The organism is Ulvibacterium sp. (assembly GCF_965228935.1).
In the GTDB taxonomy this organism is placed as follows: domain Bacteria; phylum Bacteroidota; class Bacteroidia; order Flavobacteriales; family Flavobacteriaceae; genus Ulvibacterium.
Genome location: NZ_OZ245846.1, coordinates 114,417 through 133,117, shown reverse-complemented (window position 1 = coordinate 133,117; position 18,701 = coordinate 114,417). Strand labels below are relative to the sequence as shown.

Here is an 18,701-nt window from a genome sequence, read left to right as displayed (position 1 = left end):
TTAATACGCTTCAAATTCTTTGGAATAAGGTGTTTCCAAGGACATGTTCTTCTTTTTGCGTGTTTCCTCTATGACTGATATCAAGAACTTTGATCGTATCAACCCGATTCCAATTTCAATATCTTCCGCGAAAACCCTGTCCTCCTTGGCAAAAGCCACCACTTTACGGATTTCCTTATGGATTACGTCCAACAAAATACCTGATTTTAAGGGCTTCCGAAATTCAAAAGCCTGTGCCGCGGTCAGTAATTCTATGGCTAAAATCTTTTCAACATTTTCCAGGACCCGCAACGCCTTTCTCCCGGAAATAGATCCCATGCTAACATGGTCTTCCTGTCCCAAGGATGTAGGGATGCTATCGGCACTTGCAGGGAAACACAAACCCTTGTTTTCGCTCGCCAAAGCCGCAGCTGTATATTGCAAGATCATATAACCAGAATTGATGCCGGTATCCTCCATTAATAATTTGGGAACCCCGGGACTATTGCCTTCCAGGGCCAAATAGATTCTCCTATCCGAAATATTGCCGAGTTCGGAGGCAGCAACACAGGCGTAATCCAAGGCCAGGGCCAAGGGTTGGCCATGAAAGTTGCCTCCGCTTATGGTCAGTTCCTCTGCGATAATGACCGGATTATCCGTGACGGAATTTAGCTCTACCTCCAATAACTCCTTTAAATGCAACCAGGCATTTCTCGAAGCCCCGTGCACCTGGGGAATACAACGGAGCGAATAGGGATCTTGTACCCGTTCACAATCGATATGGGCTTCCATGATCTCCGAACCTTTGAGCAATCGTTTTACCCTTTTGGCTACATGTATATTTCCCTTAAAGGGGCGTAGGGCATGCAATTCGTTATAAAAGGGCTTAATAGAACCCTGCAGGCCTTCGATCATCATGGCTCCTATGATATCGGCCTGAGCCAGACAGGCATGCATTTTTTCGATTACGGTAATTGCATGGGCAGCTATAAATTGCGTCCCGTTGATTAATGCCAATCCCTCTTTTGGCCCTAGTTCCAAGGCCATCAACCCCTCTTTTTTAAGCAAAACCGAGCTATTCAAAACCTCTCCTTTATAAGCTACCTTTCCCAATCCGATCAAGGGAAGGAAAAGATGGGCCAAAGGCGCCAGATCGCCGGACGCACCTACAGAACCTTGCGAGGGAACCATGGGAATTACATCATTCTCCAAATGCCAAAGGATTCGATCCATTGTAGTCTCGGCAATCCCGGAATACCCTTTGGCCAGCGAGTGCACCTTAAGCACCAACATCAATTTGGCAATTTCCGTAGCAAGTGGTGGTCCAACGCCGACCGCATGACTTTTTAAGATGTTGGATTGCAGTATTTTGGTTTCTTCCCTGGAAATGCTAGTGGTACACAATGGCCCAAACCCTGTGTTGATGCCATATACCGGATGACCATGCTCCACAATGGCATATACTATCTTTTGGCTTGCCCTAAGCTTGGCCCGGGATTTCTCGGGAATTTCACCGATGATTTCACCTCTGACCAAGGCAAGCGCAATGCCGGCAGTGAGGTGCTCTTGGCCAAAAAGGAATTTTTTTGATTTCGATGCCATTCGGACTATATTCGGGATCCTAAATGTATCCATTAAGTTTGATAGTGTTAAATATATAACATATGATCTTCGATTTGATAAAAAAGAGACGTTCTGTATTTCCGGTTCAATATAATTCCAGCCCAATTGCCAAAACCGATATTGAAAAAATCCTGGAGGCCGCCAGCTGGGCCCCGACCCATAGAAAGACGGAACCTTGGCGATTTAAGGTATTGCTTGGTGAATCCAAGGAACGGTTGGGCCAATTCCTTTCAAAAAAGTATCAGGAGACCGAGGCACACCCAAAACAGTTTAAAATCAAAAAACTTTTGGAGAACCCCCAAAGAGCTGGGGCGATAATCGCTATTTGTATGCAACGTGACCCAAAAGAAAGTTTACCGGAGTGGGAAGAAACAGCTGCTACGGCGATGGCCGTACAGAATATGTGGCTCTGTTGTACAGAAATGGGAATCGGTTGCTATTGGAGCTCACCTATGTTAATACAATATATGGGAGAGTTTCTGGATTTGAGCGGAGGGGAAAAGTGCTTGGGCTTCTTTTATATGGGGCATTATGATGAAGAAATTCCCCAACAGACCAGAACACCTATAACGGAAAAAACAGTTTGGCTCAAATAGTGAGTCGAAGATTTGGATCTATTCCATTTTGTAGTGGTACACTCCGCCCGCTTGTTTTAGGATCATGGTCTTTTCATCGGGCGTAAATTCCAATCGCACTCCGGCCTGTGCAAACTCGAATATGTCCTTTTCCACGGCTTCCATAGCGAAGGAGGGTTGCCCCGTAGCTTGGCCAAAAAGGATATCCCCATCCTTGGTAATTGTAATTTTTAATGAAAGTTGCTCACTGGCATAAACCCCAAGATACTTATCCAAATCTTTTGATTGTACCTTGATGGTCGTGAAAGTAGGTATCTCAAAAGGCTTCCCGTAATGCGCGCTCAATACGGCAATGATGATACTGTTGTTGGCGTAGCGATTGCCATTGGAAGTTAGCGCTACTGCGACCTTATCCTCCGGGAAGTATCCCAAGACCGAGGTAAACCGGTCTATTCCGCCATTGTGCCCATATCCATTTTTATTGTGGAATGGCACCGGAAAAATACCCATGCCATAACCATCGGAAATGGTTTTCATCTGGTCCAGGCTTTCCTTGGAAATCAATGCACCCGAAAAAAGGGCATGTATGAACATATTCAAGTCGGTGGGTGTGGAAACCAGTGCACCGGCCCCTAAGGGGATGGACATATGGGTCTCGTCCTTTCTTTCCCAATCTTTTAGATAGGTGTATGAATGGGCCTCGTTACGATTTAAATTGATGGAATCCCCTACATAGGTATTTTTTAGGCCCAGGGGTAGGGCAATCTTTTCGGATATAAGTTCTGAGTACGGTTTCTTTAGGATGTCCTCTAGAATAAATGTCAACAGCACATAATTGGAGTTACTGTATTCGGCCTTGCTATTGGGCTCAAAAACGCTTCCACCATCTCGGATGATTTCAAGGAGTTCTGCCCTGGTTTTAGGTTCGGTTTCCCATTCTTGGTAATCGGCACGGCTTGTAAAGCTATGAATGCCACTTCTATGGTTTAGCAGATTGGCAATGGTGATTTGATCGCTATTTTTGATTTTGGGAAAATAAGTATCGATGGTTTGGTCAAGCTTTAGTTTACCCGCTTCCACGGTTTTAAAAACGAGAACGGAGGTAAACATTTTGGTTATGGAGCCGACCCTGTATTTGGTATCGGTTGTCGGTCTTAGGGTGTTTTTTATATCCCTATATCCAATAGCCTTGGCATATATGGTTTGACCTTCATGGGAAAGGGCCAGACTTCCCATAAAACGATCATTGGCTTCCAAGGTGTTAAAAAGGCTATCCAGTTTAACGGAATCTATCTGCTGTGCAACCCCGCAAAGAGTAACAAGGCCGGCAATCAAAAGAGCGAAAACGTTTTTTTGCATATCAGGGTTTTAAAAGACTATTTTAAAAAAAAGGAAATAGGGCAGCCTTGTGCTCCCAGGCCACGGAAACGAACATTCCCAGGAATATTACCGCAACCAAAAATTTCAAGAAAGTGCCCGTTAAGAACCCCAGAAAGGAGCCAAAAGCGGCCTTTGTTGCCGTTTTCTTATCCGCTTTGTTGAGTAGCTCCCCAATTAGTGCCCCTATAAAAGGCCAGATAATAATACCAAGGGGCCCCAAAATTGGAAATAAAAGCGCGACCAACAATCCAATTGTGGTACCTATCATCCCGGCCTTGCTACCTCCAAATTTCTTGGTTCCCATTGCGGGGATAATGTAATCCAACGCAACAACGATAAGGGCTACCCCAAGGGTTATGCCCAGTATCCACCAATCCTGGGGAACGGCCTTTGTCAAATACAACAATAATAGGCCTATCCAGCTTATAGGAGGTCCTGGCAGTACAGGTAAAAAACTTCCCAGGATGCCAATGAGCATTAAAACAAATCCTAGGACCAGTAATACAATATCCATTTTTCCCTTTTCTGTTGGACTAAGATACACGCATTTTGTTACAGAAAATGTATACGGTAATGTGATATCCATAAAAATTTTTAACTAAATAATTAGTTTAAACTAAAATTTTAGTTATATTTGAATATTATTTGAACTAAAAACTTAGTTAAATGAAACAATTGACCAAAGCGGAGGAGGAGGTAATGCAAATTCTCTGGAAATTGGAAAAATGTAATGTAGCGGCCATTATAGAAGAAATTCCCGAACCCAAACCGGCCTATAATACGGTCTCTACCATTGTACGGATTTTGGAGAGCAAGGGTTTTGTAGACCATGAAAAGGAGGGAAAAGGGCATTTCTATTTTCCGTTGATCAAGAAATCGGATTATAGCAATCAGTCCATAAACAAATTGGTGGATGGCTATTTTCAGGGATCTTTTAAGAGTATGGTATCCTTTTTTATGAAAAAGAACGATATGAGCCTTTCGGAATTGGAATCCATTTTACAAGAAATCAAAAAAGAGGAAGAATGATACCGTATGCTTTGGAATGTATGGCATTTCAATTGGTGTTTTTGGCCATCTACGATTTTTGGCTAAAGCGGGAGACCTTTTTTCAATGGAACAGGGTCTATCTTATAGGTTCCTATCTGCTTTCCTTGATATTGCCCTGGGTAAAAATAGAGGCTTTTAGAACCGAGGTACCAACAGCTTTTCAGGGATATCCGGAATTTCTTTGGAATTTGGACAATGCCGCTCTAACGGTCACGGGGGACAAAGGGTCAACTTTTGGTATACCTTGGGAGCTTGTCCTGCTTTTTGGCGGTATGATTTTGACCACGGCTTTTTTTGTGTATAAGCTGTTTCAGATCCACAAACTAAAACGGCTAGGGGAAGTACACTATTTTAATGAGTTTACCCGAGTAATCCTTCCCAATAGTAGGGCAGCCTTTTCCTTTTTCAAATCTATTTTCTTGGGTGACAAGGTAGTCGAAAGGGAACACGAAACTATCATTAAACATGAGTTGGTACATATTCGGCAAAGACACTCGTACGATCTAGTGTTTTTTGAGTTGATGCGAATCCTGGGCTGGTTCAATCCGTTGGTCTACGTGTATCAAAACAAGGTTTCGGAACTGCATGAATTCATTGCCGACGCCCAAGTCGCCAAAATGAACAAAAATGAACAATACAAATTGCTTTTGTCCCAAGTTTTTCAAACCCAAAGCTTTTCATTTATCAATCAATTTTTTAAGGAATCATTAATTAAAAAACGAATAGTCATGTTACAAAAATCAAAATCAAAACAAATTTGGAAATTGAAGTATTTACTTATTGCCCCTATTATTCTTGGAATGCTGTTTTATACATCCTGTGAAAATGAAAGGAAGGATGGCATACAGGAAACCATAGCCGTTGCCGATATCCAAAATTTGACGGAGACGGAGGAGAAAAAGGTTTTTTCAAGACTAGTAGATCTTGCGGAAGGTTTTCGGGATTGGGAATTGCACGTTGAGGATGGGACTTCTACCATACATTTTTCAAGACCCGAAAATGGGGAGTCCTATATCTCAGATCCGGAAGGTAACCCCATTAAAGCCAAAATGCGGATTGAAACGGAATTAGCGGACATGGATTTCGACTTTTTTGGGGATACTTCGACAACAACTTCAGAATATGATTTAGATGGGGTTTTTCGTTTCCGAGAAGTAGACCAAGTGCCAATTTTTTCAGGTTGTGAAAGCGAGCCGGATAAAAGGGCTTGTTTCAACTCAAAACTACAGCGCCATATTAGTAAACACTTCAACTATCCAAAGGAAGCTGTTGAAAAAGGAATAGAAGGACGCGTTAATGCGATGTTTACCATAGATGAAGATGGGAAGGTCGTACACATTAAGACTAAAGGGCCAGATAAGCTTTTGGAAAATGAGGTAGAGCGAATTATTGGGCGCATTCCCGATATGGTACCTGGTAGGCATGACGGAAACGATGTTAATGTGATGTATTCCATCCCAATAACGTTTAAATTACAATAGTTTCCCATAACCTTGAAAAAGACCTGGATACTGATCTAGGTCTTTTTGTATAGCGTTGTGAAGATGTTCCTATCCTTCATTAAAAAATCGTAATTTCCACCCAAGAATTGGTGGGTATGCGACACTTTTGGATGCTGTTGGTTTTTTGCTGTCTGGCTTCCTGTAATTTATGGGTCTCACAGGACAAGAAGACCCAGGAAATGGTGAAGCAGGAAATGCAGACCATAGACTGGAACGATGTGGACAATTACCCCTTATTTGCAAACTGTGATGAGACCGCACCTAAAATAGGACAGAAGGAGTGTTTTGAAAAGGAGCTCCTGTCCCATTTTTCGGCAACCTTGACCCAATTTGAATTTATACTGGATTCGGAAATTGATTCTACGATTATCGTGGATTTTTTGGTGAACAAGGAAGGGGAAATCACCATTTTGGAGATTATGAAGGATGATACCATCGATAAACAAATGCCCGAATTTGATGGTATTGTTCGTCAAAGTCTTAAGAACATGCCCCCTTTGGCCCCGGCCTTAAAGAGGGGAATCCCGGTTTCGGCAAAATTTCGATTACCCATTGTCCTGAACAGTAATTAGATTTTAGACGTTAGATTTGAGACTAAGAATAAAAATCAGGAGAAATGTTCAAGAGTAAGTTTTTCAGATTTAATTTTAACCCTAAACCCTAAACCCTAAACCCTAAACCCTAAACCCTAAACCCTAAACGATAAACCCTTGGCCCACGAAAAGATCATACTCGGCATTGACCCCGGAACGACCATCATGGGTTTTGGGATTATCAAAATTGTGGACAAAAAGATGCAGTTCGTTCAGATGAATGAACTTCAACTTAAGAAGTATGCCGACCCCTATACCAAGCTCAAGCTTATTTTTGAACGGACCTTACAACTGATAGATACCTATCACCCGGACGAGATTGCCATTGAGGCCCCTTTTTATGGCAAAAACGTACAAAGTATGCTAAAATTGGGTCGTGCCCAGGGTGTGGCCATGGCCGCAGGACTTTCGCGTCAGATACCGATTACCGAGTACCTCCCCAAAAAAATAAAGATGTCCATAACCGGAAATGGCAATGCAAGCAAGGAACAGGTGGCCAAGATGTTACAGGGTACTTTGGGCCTAAAATCCCTCCCCAAAAATTTGGATAGTACGGATGGTCTAGCTGCCGCGGTATGTCATTTTTATAATGAGGGTCGGATAGAAGTAGGTAAGAGTTACTCGGGTTGGGAAGCGTTTGTCAAAGCTAATGAAGGGCGAGTCAAAAAGTGAAAAGTATGTAGTAATGAGTAAAAGATCAATACCCCTTTATGAAGTTTCAGGATTTACTGGCGTATCAAAAATCGTTTGAACTGGCAATGGAAATTTTTGAAGTTTCCAAAAAGTTTCCAAGAGAGGAGAAGTATTCTTTGACGGATCAAATAAGAAGGTCTTCTCGAAGTGTTTCCACAAATATTGCCGAATCTTATGCGAAGCGCAGATACCCTAAACATTTCGTATCCAAGCTTTCTGATAGCGATGGTGAGAATTTAGAAACTCAGGCATGGTTAGAGTTTTCGAGAGAATGTAAGTACATAGAACAGGAGAAATTTGAATCGTTATTTGAAAAAACGGTCCAAATAGCAAAATTAATTTATTATATGATGAATAACCCTAGCAAATTTGGCGCTAAATAAGACCTGCCCTAGGCATAGTTATAATTAATTCAATCTCTACTTTTACTTATTACCTTTTACTAGTTACTAGATGTCTGCCATCTACATCCATATCCCTTTTTGCAAACAAGCTTGTCATTACTGTGATTTTCATTTTTCAACATCCATGGGTAAAAAGGAAACTATGGTCCGCGCCCTACTGAAAGAAATCTTATTGCGAAAGGATGAACTGAAGGGAGAAGTGGTAGAGACCATCTATTTTGGAGGGGGAACGCCTTCTGTTTTGGAGGTTAAGCAGGTGAATCAACTTATCGACGTAATATATGCCAATTATGAGGTGGTTCGGTTTCCCGAAATTACCTTGGAAGCCAATCCGGATGATTTATCCAGAAATCGACTTGAGGAATTCTCTAAGAGCCCTATCAATAGATTGAGTATTGGAGTTCAGTCTTTTTTTGATGAAGATCTGAAATTGATGAACCGGGCCCACGATGCGTTAGAGGCCAAGCAATCGATCAAAGAGGCATCCCGCTATTTTGAAAACATTTCCATCGACCTGATTTATGGGATTCCCGGAATGACCGATGGGCATTGGCGACAAAATATTGAAACAGCCTTGGCGTTCAATATTCCGCATATTTCAAGTTATGCCCTTACCGTGGAACCTAAAACGGCCCTGGCCCATTTCATCAAAAAAGGAGTGGTTCAAAATGTGGATGATGAGGTCGCCGAAAGGCACTTTCATATTTTATCAGATACCCTTATGGACGCAGGCTATACCTGCTATGAGATTTCCAATTTTGGCAAACCGGGATATTTCTCAGGGAACAATACGGCCTATTGGCAGCAGAAGAAGTATTTGGGCATAGGTCCATCGGCACATTCCTATGATGGGAATCGAAGGGGCTGGAACGTAAGGAGCAATCCCAAATATGTAAGGGCCATTGCCCTGGGTGAACTGCCCATGGAGGTGGAGGTATTGTCCAAAACGGATAAATACAATGAATATGTCATGACCGGACTACGGACTATTTGGGGAGTTTCCCTGGAAAAGATCGGGGTGTCCTTCGGGGAAATCTATGCGAAACATATCGGGGAACGGGCCAAGAAATACCTGGAGGCCCATTTGCTTTATTTGGATGGGGATACGCTACTGGCCACTAGAAAAGGCAAGTTTTTGGTGGACGGAATCGCCAGTGATCTATTTATGGTTAACTTGTCCTGAATCTCGTCTGGAAAAAGCTCGGCACAAATGCTCGCAAAGGTAGAATACAATAATGGGAAGTACCAAATAGACCTGTCCAAACCCTTGGACATTTCAATCGCGCTACGGGGCGAGGCAAGTAATGTCAATGCCTGGTATTTGGATCATCCCAAAATAGAACCACATAGGGAGGGAGACTTTATGGCTAAAGTTTCGGAGGGAGCCGCCATTAATTTTAACGATATCTGGTTCAATCCCCATGCCCATGGGACACATACCGAATGTGTTGGGCATATTACCGAGGAGTTCCATTCCATAAATTCAAATTTGAACAGCTACTTTTTTGCTGCGGAGTTGCTGACCATTGCCCCGGAAAAGCAGGGGAGCGACTTTGTCATTTCAAAAAAACAATTGGAATATGTCTTGGGTGAGGGACAAAGGGATGCGGTTGTAATCCGTACCCTGCCGAATACCAAGGCAAAACGCTCACGGCAATACTCCCATACAAATCCCTCCTATATGTTGGAAGAGGCTGCGATGTTCCTGCGGGAGAAGGGAGTACAGCATCTATTGATAGATCTCCCATCGGTTGATAAGGAGAAGGATAACGGGGAGTTATTGGCACATAAGGCCTTTTGGGACTTCAATGGAGGGCTTCGGAAGTCGGCTACGATTACCGAACTCATCTATGTGCCCAATCGTATTAAGGACGGGAAGTATTTTTTGAACCTACAGGTGGCCCCTTTCGTCAATGATGCCAGCCCTAGCCGGCCCGTTCTATTTGAGGCGAAAGCGCTATAACCGGAAACGATAACTTCCTTATATTTATCTCATGGACAATATTCTTGAAATATTTCTGGGCCTGGTTTTAGGGGCGATCATGATGTATTGGATTTTTTCTTTTTTCCGCAAAAGGAAAAACAAGGAGTTGACCCATCATCAGTCCACGGTATTGTTGGAAAAAATAAAAAGTGTTTGCAAATTGATTTCGGTTGAAGGCGATTTTGCGGAAATCTATAAGTATGAAAATACCAAGGAAGGGTTTATGAACTTGGTGAGCAGCAAAAAGAAGGCGCTGGTCGTTATCAATGCCAAGGCCCAGATAGGCTATGACCTGCAAAAGGTCCTCATGCATTCCGACACCGACAAGAAAAAAATAATCCTCACTAATTTTCCCCAACCGGAAGTATTGTCCATAGAGCCGGAATTGGAGTTTTATGATATCAAGAACGGACTTTTCAATTCCTTTACGCCGGACGACCTTACCAGCTTAAATCAGCAAGCCAAAAAGCACATTAAGGAGAAGATTCCGGAAAGCGGTCTTATGGAAACGGCAAAACGGGAGGCCTTGGAGGCCGTTCTGCTCATTGAAAAAATTGTGGAGACCATTGGATGGACCTTGGATTATTCCGCTTTGGAAATCTCCGAGGAACGGAAAAAATTATTTAACGACACCAAAAAATAACACAAGACGAATGAAAAAGTTCATGTATCCTTTAGTATTTTTGACCCTTACCCTAAGCTGTTACAGCCAAACCAAAACGAATATGAAAGAATTTGATCCTCATTTTGCCCACACCGTTTATTTCTGGTTAAAGAATCCCGATAGCCCCGATGACCGCAAAGCTTTTGAAACCTCGCTCCAAAAATTCCTGGACAATTCGGCGTATGCCAAGACCAACTTCATCGGTACGCCCCCCAAGGCCAGTCGTGAGGTGGTAGACGGATCGTTTACCTATTCCCTGATCGTAACCTTTGAATCCGCGGAGGCACAGCAAAATTATCAGGATGAGGCCCCACATAAATTGTTCATTGAAGAATCTAGCAACTTATGGGAAAAAGTAATCGTTTACGATTCCAAGGGCATTTAAAACTATGAATGGTACTTCACCCTCCAAGAGATGAACATTGAGGAGTTTCGAAATTATTGTCTTGCCAAAAAAGGGGTAACCGAGGAACTTCCCTTTGGGCCGGATGCCCTCGTTTTTAAGGTGATGGGTAAAATGTTCGCATTAAGTAGTTTGGATCGTATTCCTCCGCAGGTGAACTTGAAATGTGACCCAGAACGGGCCATTGCCTTAAGGGAAGAATACGATGGGACTATTATTCCGGGCTATCATATGAGCAAGGTACACTGGAACACCCTATATTTGGAACAGCTTCCCCCGAACCTAATCAAGGAGTTGATCGATCACTCCTATGACTTGGTGGTTTCCAAATTCACCAAAAAACTGAAGTCCGAGTTGGACAATTTGGATTAACACCTGATACTTACCCTTAGGATACTTTTTTAACCGGTTTTCTAAAACGGTAAGCGGAAATATCGTATATTTTCTACATAAGCTATATTTTTATTTCCGTCGAACAACTACTTTTTACCGTTAAAATGCAATTCTATTGAAGCTTTGTCCTGTGTATTGAGAATTTAATCGAAAATTTCTTCCTGGATTTATTGGGAAGACTCTTCATTTTCTAATTTGGCAAAATCAACTGTTAGGGCTGTACAATACCCTCAAAATGAGAAATATGAAGAAAAATATTTTATTTAGTATCTTGTTTGTGGTTTTGATGTTTCTGGGATCTTGTGAACGGGAATCTTTGGGTTTTTCAAAACCTATAGAAAATAAACTATCAAAGGATGTTGCTGAGATTAAAGCGGGTTGGGAGGCCCTTGCTTTGGATACCGCTTTGGCGGGATTCCCTATGAACGAGATGATGGTGGATTGGGAAAATCCGATACAACGGGATTCAATCTCCGGTACGGTCTATGAATTCCCTATGACCCAGGAATTCCCTACGGTATTGAATTCCGACCATTTCGAGGCGGAATCCCTATCATTAGTGGTATATGAAGGTACGGAGCGATTGTACAGGGTGGTACGGATGCTACATACCACGGACTCCTCCACGGCCTCCACCTTTTTGGAACCTACGGGTTTGGATGGCACGGTTCATGTATATGATTTGCAGGGTGTAAACATTTTGATCATGGCCTATGAAAAAGGAGTATTGGTAGCCAGTGCGGTAGAGGAAGGCCTTGAGGATGTTCCGGAAGTGGATCTTTCCAAAACGGCCCGCTGCAGTACCCGAAAATCCGCATCCTGGGCGAGCTTAAAAAGGAGTTATAATTCAAATTGTAATGGCGGCGGCGGTTATAACCGGGTACGGGTGGAACACTATACGGACTGGTTCAATCACCGGGGCAACGGCCAATGGGAATTCCAACGCAGCGAACATACGGGTACTACCTATGAATATGTGTATTCTTCGGGGGCCGGTTACGGGGGAGCCACGATTTATAGGGAAAAGGTGCGCCCCAATGGCGGGAGCAGTGTACTCTTTAACAGTTGGTGGCGGCGGAACAGCGTTTTTTTCAACACGACCCCGGAGGGCTATGAGAAAAAGTACAAAATCTTTAACAACCTAACAGGAAAGGCGGATTGTGTGTATAAAAAATTAAAAATCCATAGCGGTAATTTTAGAAAAGCGATTCGAAAGTTTGATCCTGAGTTTCCTGTTACACATTTGACATTTGAACTAGCTGATTTGTCAAATTCTGTGAATGCATCAACAAAAGTAGTTGACGAATATAACATCTCAATTAGAATTAATCGGGATAGAGTAGCAAACAGAACCGTTCTAGAATTGGCAAGATCTTTTGCTCATGAAATAATTCATGCAGAATTGTTTAGAAAGGTCAAATCAGTTAATGGGCAGATATCTATTGATAATTTTGAGGGGATTTATGATTATTATAGAAGACACACTAAAAATTGGCAACATGAGCAAATGGCTGCACATTATATAGAAACGATTTCAACTATATTAAAAGAGTTTGATGGAAGTGCTAACTCGGAACAATTTTATAAAGACTTATCCTGGGAGGGATTACATGAAACAGTATCATGGAAAGAGTTGCCACAAAGCGAAAGAGACCGCATCTTAAATGTAGTAACTCGTTACAAGCAAAACGGAAACAAAACTTGTACGGAATGAAGAAAATCATGATTATTCTGGTATTGGTATTTTTTTATGGAAATGGATTTGCCCAAAAAGCAGAAGAAATACATGTTTCCTTCAATCTTTTTGATGGAGATTACGCCATGGAAGTCGTAAAAGGAGATGGGGGTCATATTGATTTTTATTTGAAAGATGAATTGTTTGAGCACAATCCTCAAACCCATGCATTTCAGATTCTGGAACCAAAGGATCTAGATTCCATTGTTATATTAGACATTCATGCATTTGTTCAAGAAGAACTTAAAATCAGAAAAGAAAAGATTGCAACGGATGAAAGTAAAGGAATCCTCACGGTTTTACAGAAAAATGAAATTTTTGATGATATTCAATTGTACTTCAAAGACTCCTTGGGCAAAATATATAGATATGAGGTTGATTGGGTTGAGGCAACTTTAGATTAAATATCTTATTAAGGGTGAATCACTATGTATTGATGAAGCGCGTATTCATGAATTCCTGTTTTCAATAAGAGCAAATGATCATTTTTGTTTTGAAGGGTGAATTAACCGGATAAAATAAAATTTCTATACATCAACATCATTTGTTTTGGTTTATGTCTTACGAATTGTCAATATCTTCTTAGTGAAAATAAATAGGAATAGAATCTTTGGGCCACTTATACTGACAAGTTTACTCTTTATAAGCGGTTGTAAGCAAACGGCTACAATACATGACCCGGACAAGGAATTAATCTCGTGGATTGTGGATGACATTGCCTTTCCACTCCCGCCACCGCCTCCTATCGGAAGCAAGGATACCATAATTCCGGATAAGCTGGTGGATTCATTGTCCCGGATAAAACTTAAGGTAGCCATCTATCCCGTCATGGACACCGCTATGGATGATTTAAAGACTGGTTTACCGGAGGAATACGATCAAATTCTTCAGCAGGACACGCTTAAGACCAAGTATTTCCATGATTTGAAAGGTATATCCAGCAAAAAAGGGCACAGCTTAATGTTGGGGGATACCGTGAAATTAAGAAAACCGATGGCATACGATGACTTCGATTTACTATTTTACTTCTCCAGAATTCGATGCAATGTGGATTACAGTAAAGCCGTTTTCAGTCTAGGGGTTAGTAGAGGTCGGCTTTGGGGTTATGGTTCGATTTATTGTTTAAAAAAGGACAAGGGTTTATGGGCCTATGACACTATAATACCCACAACCATTTGGTAATGACTGATAACTTATAGATTGTTATTGCAGTTTTGCTTGGGACGGCTTAAGGAAGTGGGATCCAAATAACTCTCTGGGTTTAAATTAGGACTCAAGATTTAATAACAACAGAAAAATTGTTGATGCAAATATTAAGACGTGTAACTAGTTAAACTATGAAAAATTCCATTTTATTAAGTACACTTTTCTTACTGTTGGTATTTACCGTTGGGTGTCAACATGTTAATTATACCAAAATAGATGAGGAAAGTTTGGCCATAGTGAATTTGTTATATAATAGTGAATCATTGAATTTTCCAGTTCCTCCTCCTCCACCAAAAAATGAAAAGGGCAATCGACCAAAACTCGATAAAAAAGTCACCGATAAATTAATTGATAAAAGAGTTTATGCGATAGTAACTACCGGAGAAAGTAAAGGAATTATTCTTAAAAGCTTGGATATCCCAGCTGAGTATAAAAATATTCTTGAAGAGTCCAATATTACTTATTTTATCAAGGATTTGCATAACACTAAAGTACTCGCCAAAACCGGTGATAGTATTCCTGTTGTCTACTATCAGAAAGGATTAAAAATTCATGACCTTACAAAAAAGAACAATGTTATTGGGGTGCTGTACTTTTCGGACATTAAATTTAATGGAGATTTTTCAAAGGCAATTTTAAAATTTGGCTCATACACCCATGGATTGGCCGGTTCCACAAGCATTGTGGGGTTGGAGAAGAAAGATGGAATGTGGGTGGTAAGATTTTCTAAAAATATTTCTGAAAGTTGAAAGATCAATAGTTTTTCCTTAAAGAGTTCAGTAAATAAGAGCATATGAAGTTTTTAGGGGTATTAACACTAGCAGGGTTACTGGTTGTAAGCGGTTGTAAGCAAACAGCTAAAATACACGACCCGGACAAGGAATTAATATCGTGGATTGTGGATGAAATTGCTTTCCCCTTGCCACCCCCACCACCAATAGAAAGTAAGGATACCATTATTCCCAAGAGAATAGTTGATTCGTTGCTGAGTGTAAAACTAATTGTAGCTATTTATCCGGTTATGGATGCTACAATGGAAAAATCGGGATTAAAGGATATTCCTAATGGATTTCAGGAATTGATAGATACGATTCCAGACACCAAATATATTACAACAACCTAAGGGATAAAAAGTCAAAAGGGGCATACCACAGTTTTGCCAGATACAACCAAAATGAAAGGCTCTTATGATTTTAATGATTTCGACCTTCTTTTTAATTTTTCAAAAATTTGGTACAACAGAGGAGGTACTAGGGCCATTTTTGAAGTTGGAGTAAGTCGAAGTGGACTAGCTGGAGGTGCTGCAATATTTTGTCTGGAAAAAGTAAAAGGAAAATGGCAGGTTGTGGAATTGGTCCCGACAACCATTTGGTAATTTATCCGGTTAAACCCCAAGAAATGAAGTTTGAAGTCATTCTAAAAGGACTGTTGGCGCTATTGTTATTAATCTTGTGGTCTTGTAATGAGGGTATATTAAAAACTGGAGAACAAAGTATTTATTCTTTGATTATCAATAATGTTGCCCAACCGATACCTCCGCCGCCCCCACCACCATTGGGAAAAGAGTCGGTTATGTCCATGCCGAAAGAAATAATTGATTCTTTAGAGCGGATTAGCCCGGACGTGGCGGTTGCCCCTTTTTTCAATATTTCCAAGACGGATCTAAATAAGCGAAAAATAGATTTAGAATATCATTCGGTCATAGACCTTCTTTTTTCCAAGGACACTATCCATATCATTTCTGACGAAATGATAGGCCTCCAAAAGAAGCACAGTGTTGATGTCATAAGTGAGGCTGAACTTAGGGACAAAAAGACGTTGTTTGAGCATTTCGACCAATTGATTTATCTCTCCAATATCATATTTAATGCGGAAAGAAACAGAGCGGTGGTCTATGTAGGATGGACAAGAGAAGGAAGATTGGCAGGTGGCACTCTTCTATACCTCTTAAAAAGAAAGGGAAAAAATTGGTTTATTGAGGATGTAAGGGAACTGTCAATTTCTTAGATAGTAAAGCAAGACTTACGGGTCACACTTACTTTTATTCAGCATATGTCAGCCGATTTTTCTTTTTTCCAAGAATATCAATACAAGTATCAAAATTATTTTTCAAAAGGGGACTCAGGTGTTTATTTTAGTCAATTAAAACACATAAGTTTGCTTTCCAAAACCATTTCATTGTGATATCAAACCATAAAATTGCAACCATAGTACACGATTTAGAGGAATGCTTTGATGGCAGGCCTTGGTACGGGGACTCCCTGATGGGGAAATTGGATTCCCTGGATTGGCAGTTGGTCAATGAAAGGCGCTATGGGAAAAAGTCCATTGCGGTACTGGTTCGGCATATACTCAATTGGCGCGTGTTCGTGCTAAAAAAATTGGAAGGCGATTTTGAATACGATCTCGTTATCGATGGCCCGAACGATTGGAGTGAAGTCAACATTTCAGAGGAAGTAGAATGGGAAGGGTTAAAGTCGGAACTCCAACAAACGCAGAAAGCCATTCTCCATATATTGTCCAACAGCTCCGATGATTTGTTGGAGCAAAAAGTACCCGGAAAAAAATACACTTTTGGCAATGTTCTGCCCAGTATCGCCCAGCACGATATTTACCACTTGGGACAAATAGCCATGCTATACGCCATGGGAAAAAGCTAGTACAGAATACATATCTTTGGGTCTTATCATTTTTTTGAATAGTCCATGCAAGATCGTTTCCTGTTCTATACCGAACAAATCCAAAAACATAAGACGGCACTATCCCATGTAAAGCAACGCCTTTTTGCTTCAAGCATGATTCGTTTGGCAGTTTTTACAAGTGCCGCCATTGGGATTTATGTTTTGTTCGGAAATATCCAAATGGTATGGGGCATTGTACTTGTTACTTTTGTCCTTTTTCTGTTCTTGGTTTCTCGACATACCGACCTGCAATATCAGCGCGATAAGTTACAGGCATTAATCCGGCTGAACGAGACCGAGATCGAAGTCCTCAACTGCAATTTTCACCAGTTACCGGAAGGCAATGAATTTAAGGATTCCGGCCATTTCTATAGTCAGGATATCGATTTGTTCGGGAGGGGGTCTTTTTATCAATACTGCAATCGAACCGCGCTGCATCAAGGCAGTGAGACCTTGGCGGAAATCTTGACCGGGAATACCATAGATAGCATCCCACAGAAACAGGAGGCTCTAAAGGAATTGGCCCAAATACCGGAATGGCGGCAGAATTTTTCGGCCATCGCCACTTTGGTAAGGACGGAGACCAAATATACCACGATTATCAAATGGATACTGAATTATCGGCCCTGTATACCTGCGATAATGAAGATTCTACCCACCATTTTTAGTGTGCTGTCCCTAATAGTCTGGACGCTGTATTTTTTGGATACGGTTTCGGGATGGGTGTTGGTCGGATGGTCTTTTCTGGGTCTGGGCATTACCGGAAGATTTTTAAGCAGCATAAACCAGCTTTCAGCGGACACATCCAAAATACAGCGTACTTTTCAACAGTATCAAAAATTGATAATGGAGTTGGAGCAAATGGAGTTTAGCTCAGAGCTGTTATCCGAAAAAAGAAGTTTGATCATTGAGAAAACGGACAAGGCGTCCAAGATTCTAAAAAGGTTTTCCAGACTGCTAAACGCGCTAGATCAGCGGAATAACATCATAATCGGGTTGGTCGCCAATGCGTTTATGTTACGGGATCTTCAGTTGTCCTATACCATAGAGGACTGGTTCAAATCTTACGGTCCCAAGGTAGAGGTTTGGTTCCGAACCATTGCCTTTTTTGATGCCTACAATAGTCTGGGAAATTTCGTCTTTAATCATCCTTCCTATAGCTTTCCATCGTTGACTGGGGAAGAAACGGTTTTGGAATCGGAAAAGGCAGGACATCCATTGCTGGAGCCCGATAAAAGTGTTCCGAATGATTTTAGAATCGGGAAGGAGCAGTTTTTTATCATTACAGGGGCGAATATGGCGGGTAAAAGTACTTTTTTAAGGACCGTATCGCTCCAAATCGTGATGGCCAATATCGGGCTTCCCGTCAATGCCTCTAAAGCGCGTTATTCCCCCATTAAGCTGATAACGAGTATGCGGACCACGGACTCCTTGACGGATGAGGAGTCCTATTTCTTTTCGGAATTGAAGCGTTTAAAGTTTATTGTCGATGAGATTCGGAAGGATCGGTATTTTATCGTGTTGGATGAAATTTTAAAGGGTACCAATAGTTCGGACAAGGCCAAGGGCTCCCGAAAGTTTGTAGAGAAATTGGTGCGTTCGCGATCTACGGGTATCATAGCGACCCACGATTTGAGTCTATGCGATGCGGCAAAGGAATTCGACCAAATTCACAACTATTATTTCGACGCGGAAATTATCGATAACGAGCTCCATTTTGACTACAAGCTCAAAGCCGGTATTTGTCAGAATATGAACGCTTCGTTCCTATTAAAAAAGATGGAAATTGTAGAGTGAGCAGGGACGGATTCTGGAATCAGGTCTAGAATTATCCAA

General features: G+C 41.4%; 22 protein-coding genes. 19 read left to right on the top strand and 3 right to left on the bottom strand.

The genetic code is table 11. The features are described from left to right. Complete coding sequence (gene hutH, locus ACO06Y_RS00640) at positions 1-1,581, bottom strand: histidine ammonia-lyase (protein ID WP_422081890.1); 1,581 nt, start codon at positions 1,579-1,581, stop codon at positions 1-3. A gap of 62 nt (positions 1,582-1,643) precedes the next feature. Here hutH and ACO06Y_RS00635 point away from each other — a divergent pair, with 62 nt between their 5' ends. Further along, positions 1,644-2,198, top strand: coding sequence for a nitroreductase family protein (locus tag ACO06Y_RS00635; RefSeq protein ID WP_422081889.1), 555 nt, complete (start codon positions 1,644-1,646; stop codon positions 2,196-2,198). A gap of 18 nt (positions 2,199-2,216) precedes the next feature. Here the strand turns inward: ACO06Y_RS00635 and ACO06Y_RS00630 are convergent, their stop codons facing one another. Together ACO06Y_RS00630 and ACO06Y_RS00625 are read right to left on the bottom strand one after the other, a co-directional pair. Then, positions 2,217-3,536 (bottom strand): serine hydrolase domain-containing protein, encoded by a 1,320-nt coding sequence (locus ACO06Y_RS00630; RefSeq protein WP_422081888.1) that lies wholly within the window; start codon positions 3,534-3,536, stop codon positions 2,217-2,219. 22 nt (positions 3,537-3,558) lie between these two features. After that, complete coding sequence (locus tag ACO06Y_RS00625; RefSeq protein ID WP_422081887.1) at positions 3,559-4,071, bottom strand: DUF456 domain-containing protein; 513 nt, start codon at positions 4,069-4,071, stop codon at positions 3,559-3,561. A gap of 152 nt (positions 4,072-4,223) precedes the next feature. Between ACO06Y_RS00625 and ACO06Y_RS00620 the strand changes: the two genes are divergently transcribed. The 18 genes from ACO06Y_RS00620 to ACO06Y_RS00535 all read left to right on the top strand — a co-directional run bounded on the left by ACO06Y_RS00620 (position 4,224) and on the right by ACO06Y_RS00535 (position 18,662). Further along, positions 4,224-4,586, top strand: a complete 363-nt coding sequence (locus tag ACO06Y_RS00620) for a BlaI/MecI/CopY family transcriptional regulator (protein ID WP_422081886.1) — start codon at positions 4,224-4,226, stop codon at positions 4,584-4,586. Continuing rightward, entirely contained in the window at positions 4,583-6,088 is a 1,506-nt protein-coding gene (locus tag ACO06Y_RS00615; RefSeq protein ID WP_422081885.1) for an energy transducer TonB, read from the top strand. The genes ACO06Y_RS00620 and ACO06Y_RS00615 overlap by 4 nt, the downstream gene beginning before the upstream one ends. Before the next feature lie 116 nt (positions 6,089-6,204). Then, positions 6,205-6,681: a hypothetical protein gene (locus ACO06Y_RS00610; RefSeq protein WP_422081884.1), complete on the top strand. Its 477-nt coding sequence runs from the start codon at positions 6,205-6,207 to the stop codon at positions 6,679-6,681. 138 nt (positions 6,682-6,819) lie between these two features. After that, positions 6,820-7,374, top strand: a complete 555-nt coding sequence (ruvC, locus tag ACO06Y_RS00605) for a crossover junction endodeoxyribonuclease RuvC (protein WP_422081883.1) — start codon at positions 6,820-6,822, stop codon at positions 7,372-7,374. Between the two features lie 38 nt (positions 7,375-7,412). Further along, positions 7,413-7,778 (top strand): four helix bundle protein, encoded by a 366-nt coding sequence (locus ACO06Y_RS00600; protein WP_422081882.1) that lies wholly within the window; start codon positions 7,413-7,415, stop codon positions 7,776-7,778. A 70-nt stretch (positions 7,779-7,848) separates the two neighbouring features. Continuing rightward, the gene (hemW, locus tag ACO06Y_RS00595) at positions 7,849-8,982 is read left to right on the top strand and encodes a radical SAM family heme chaperone HemW (protein WP_422081881.1); all 1,134 of its coding nucleotides are present in this window, start codon (positions 7,849-7,851) and stop codon (positions 8,980-8,982) included. 27 nt (positions 8,983-9,009) lie between these two features. Then, positions 9,010-9,762: a cyclase family protein gene (locus ACO06Y_RS00590; protein ID WP_422081880.1), complete on the top strand. Its 753-nt coding sequence runs from the start codon at positions 9,010-9,012 to the stop codon at positions 9,760-9,762. Positions 9,763-9,793: 31 nt separating this feature from the next. After that, on the top strand, positions 9,794-10,426 hold the full coding sequence (locus ACO06Y_RS00585) for a DUF4230 domain-containing protein (protein ID WP_422081879.1): 633 nt from the start codon (positions 9,794-9,796) through the stop codon (positions 10,424-10,426). Between the two features lie 82 nt (positions 10,427-10,508). Then, positions 10,509-10,832: a Dabb family protein gene (locus ACO06Y_RS00580; RefSeq protein WP_422081878.1), complete on the top strand. Its 324-nt coding sequence runs from the start codon at positions 10,509-10,511 to the stop codon at positions 10,830-10,832. A 30-nt stretch (positions 10,833-10,862) separates the two neighbouring features. Beyond that, complete coding sequence (locus tag ACO06Y_RS00575; RefSeq protein WP_422081877.1) at positions 10,863-11,222, top strand: MmcQ/YjbR family DNA-binding protein; 360 nt, start codon at positions 10,863-10,865, stop codon at positions 11,220-11,222. Positions 11,223-11,487: 265 nt separating this feature from the next. Further along, positions 11,488-12,957 carry a hypothetical protein gene (locus ACO06Y_RS00570; RefSeq protein ID WP_422081876.1) on the top strand — a complete coding sequence of 490 codons (1,470 nt, stop codon included), beginning with the start codon at positions 11,488-11,490 and terminating at the stop codon, positions 12,955-12,957. Next, the gene (locus ACO06Y_RS00565) at positions 12,954-13,382 is read left to right on the top strand and encodes a hypothetical protein (protein ID WP_422081875.1); all 429 of its coding nucleotides are present in this window, start codon (positions 12,954-12,956) and stop codon (positions 13,380-13,382) included. Before ACO06Y_RS00570 ends, ACO06Y_RS00565 begins: the two co-directional genes overlap by 4 nt. A gap of 181 nt (positions 13,383-13,563) precedes the next feature. Beyond that, positions 13,564-14,160: a hypothetical protein gene (locus ACO06Y_RS00560; RefSeq protein ID WP_422081874.1), complete on the top strand. Its 597-nt coding sequence runs from the start codon at positions 13,564-13,566 to the stop codon at positions 14,158-14,160. A gap of 155 nt (positions 14,161-14,315) precedes the next feature. Further along, a complete protein-coding gene (locus ACO06Y_RS00555) occupies positions 14,316-14,933 on the top strand; it encodes a hypothetical protein (RefSeq protein ID WP_422081873.1) in 618 nt (205 codons plus the stop codon). Between the two features lie 44 nt (positions 14,934-14,977). Then, positions 14,978-15,307 carry a hypothetical protein gene (locus ACO06Y_RS00550; protein WP_422081872.1) on the top strand — a complete coding sequence of 110 codons (330 nt, stop codon included), beginning with the start codon at positions 14,978-14,980 and terminating at the stop codon, positions 15,305-15,307. 275 nt (positions 15,308-15,582) lie between these two features. Further along, positions 15,583-16,191, top strand: coding sequence for a hypothetical protein (locus tag ACO06Y_RS00545; RefSeq protein ID WP_422081871.1), 609 nt, complete (start codon positions 15,583-15,585; stop codon positions 16,189-16,191). A 173-nt stretch (positions 16,192-16,364) separates the two neighbouring features. After that, positions 16,365-16,844 (top strand): DinB family protein, encoded by a 480-nt coding sequence (locus ACO06Y_RS00540; RefSeq protein ID WP_422081870.1) that lies wholly within the window; start codon positions 16,365-16,367, stop codon positions 16,842-16,844. Between the two features lie 45 nt (positions 16,845-16,889). Continuing rightward, entirely contained in the window at positions 16,890-18,662 is a 1,773-nt protein-coding gene (locus ACO06Y_RS00535; RefSeq protein ID WP_422081869.1) for a MutS-related protein, read from the top strand. The last annotated feature ends 39 nt before the right edge of the window (positions 18,663-18,701 follow it).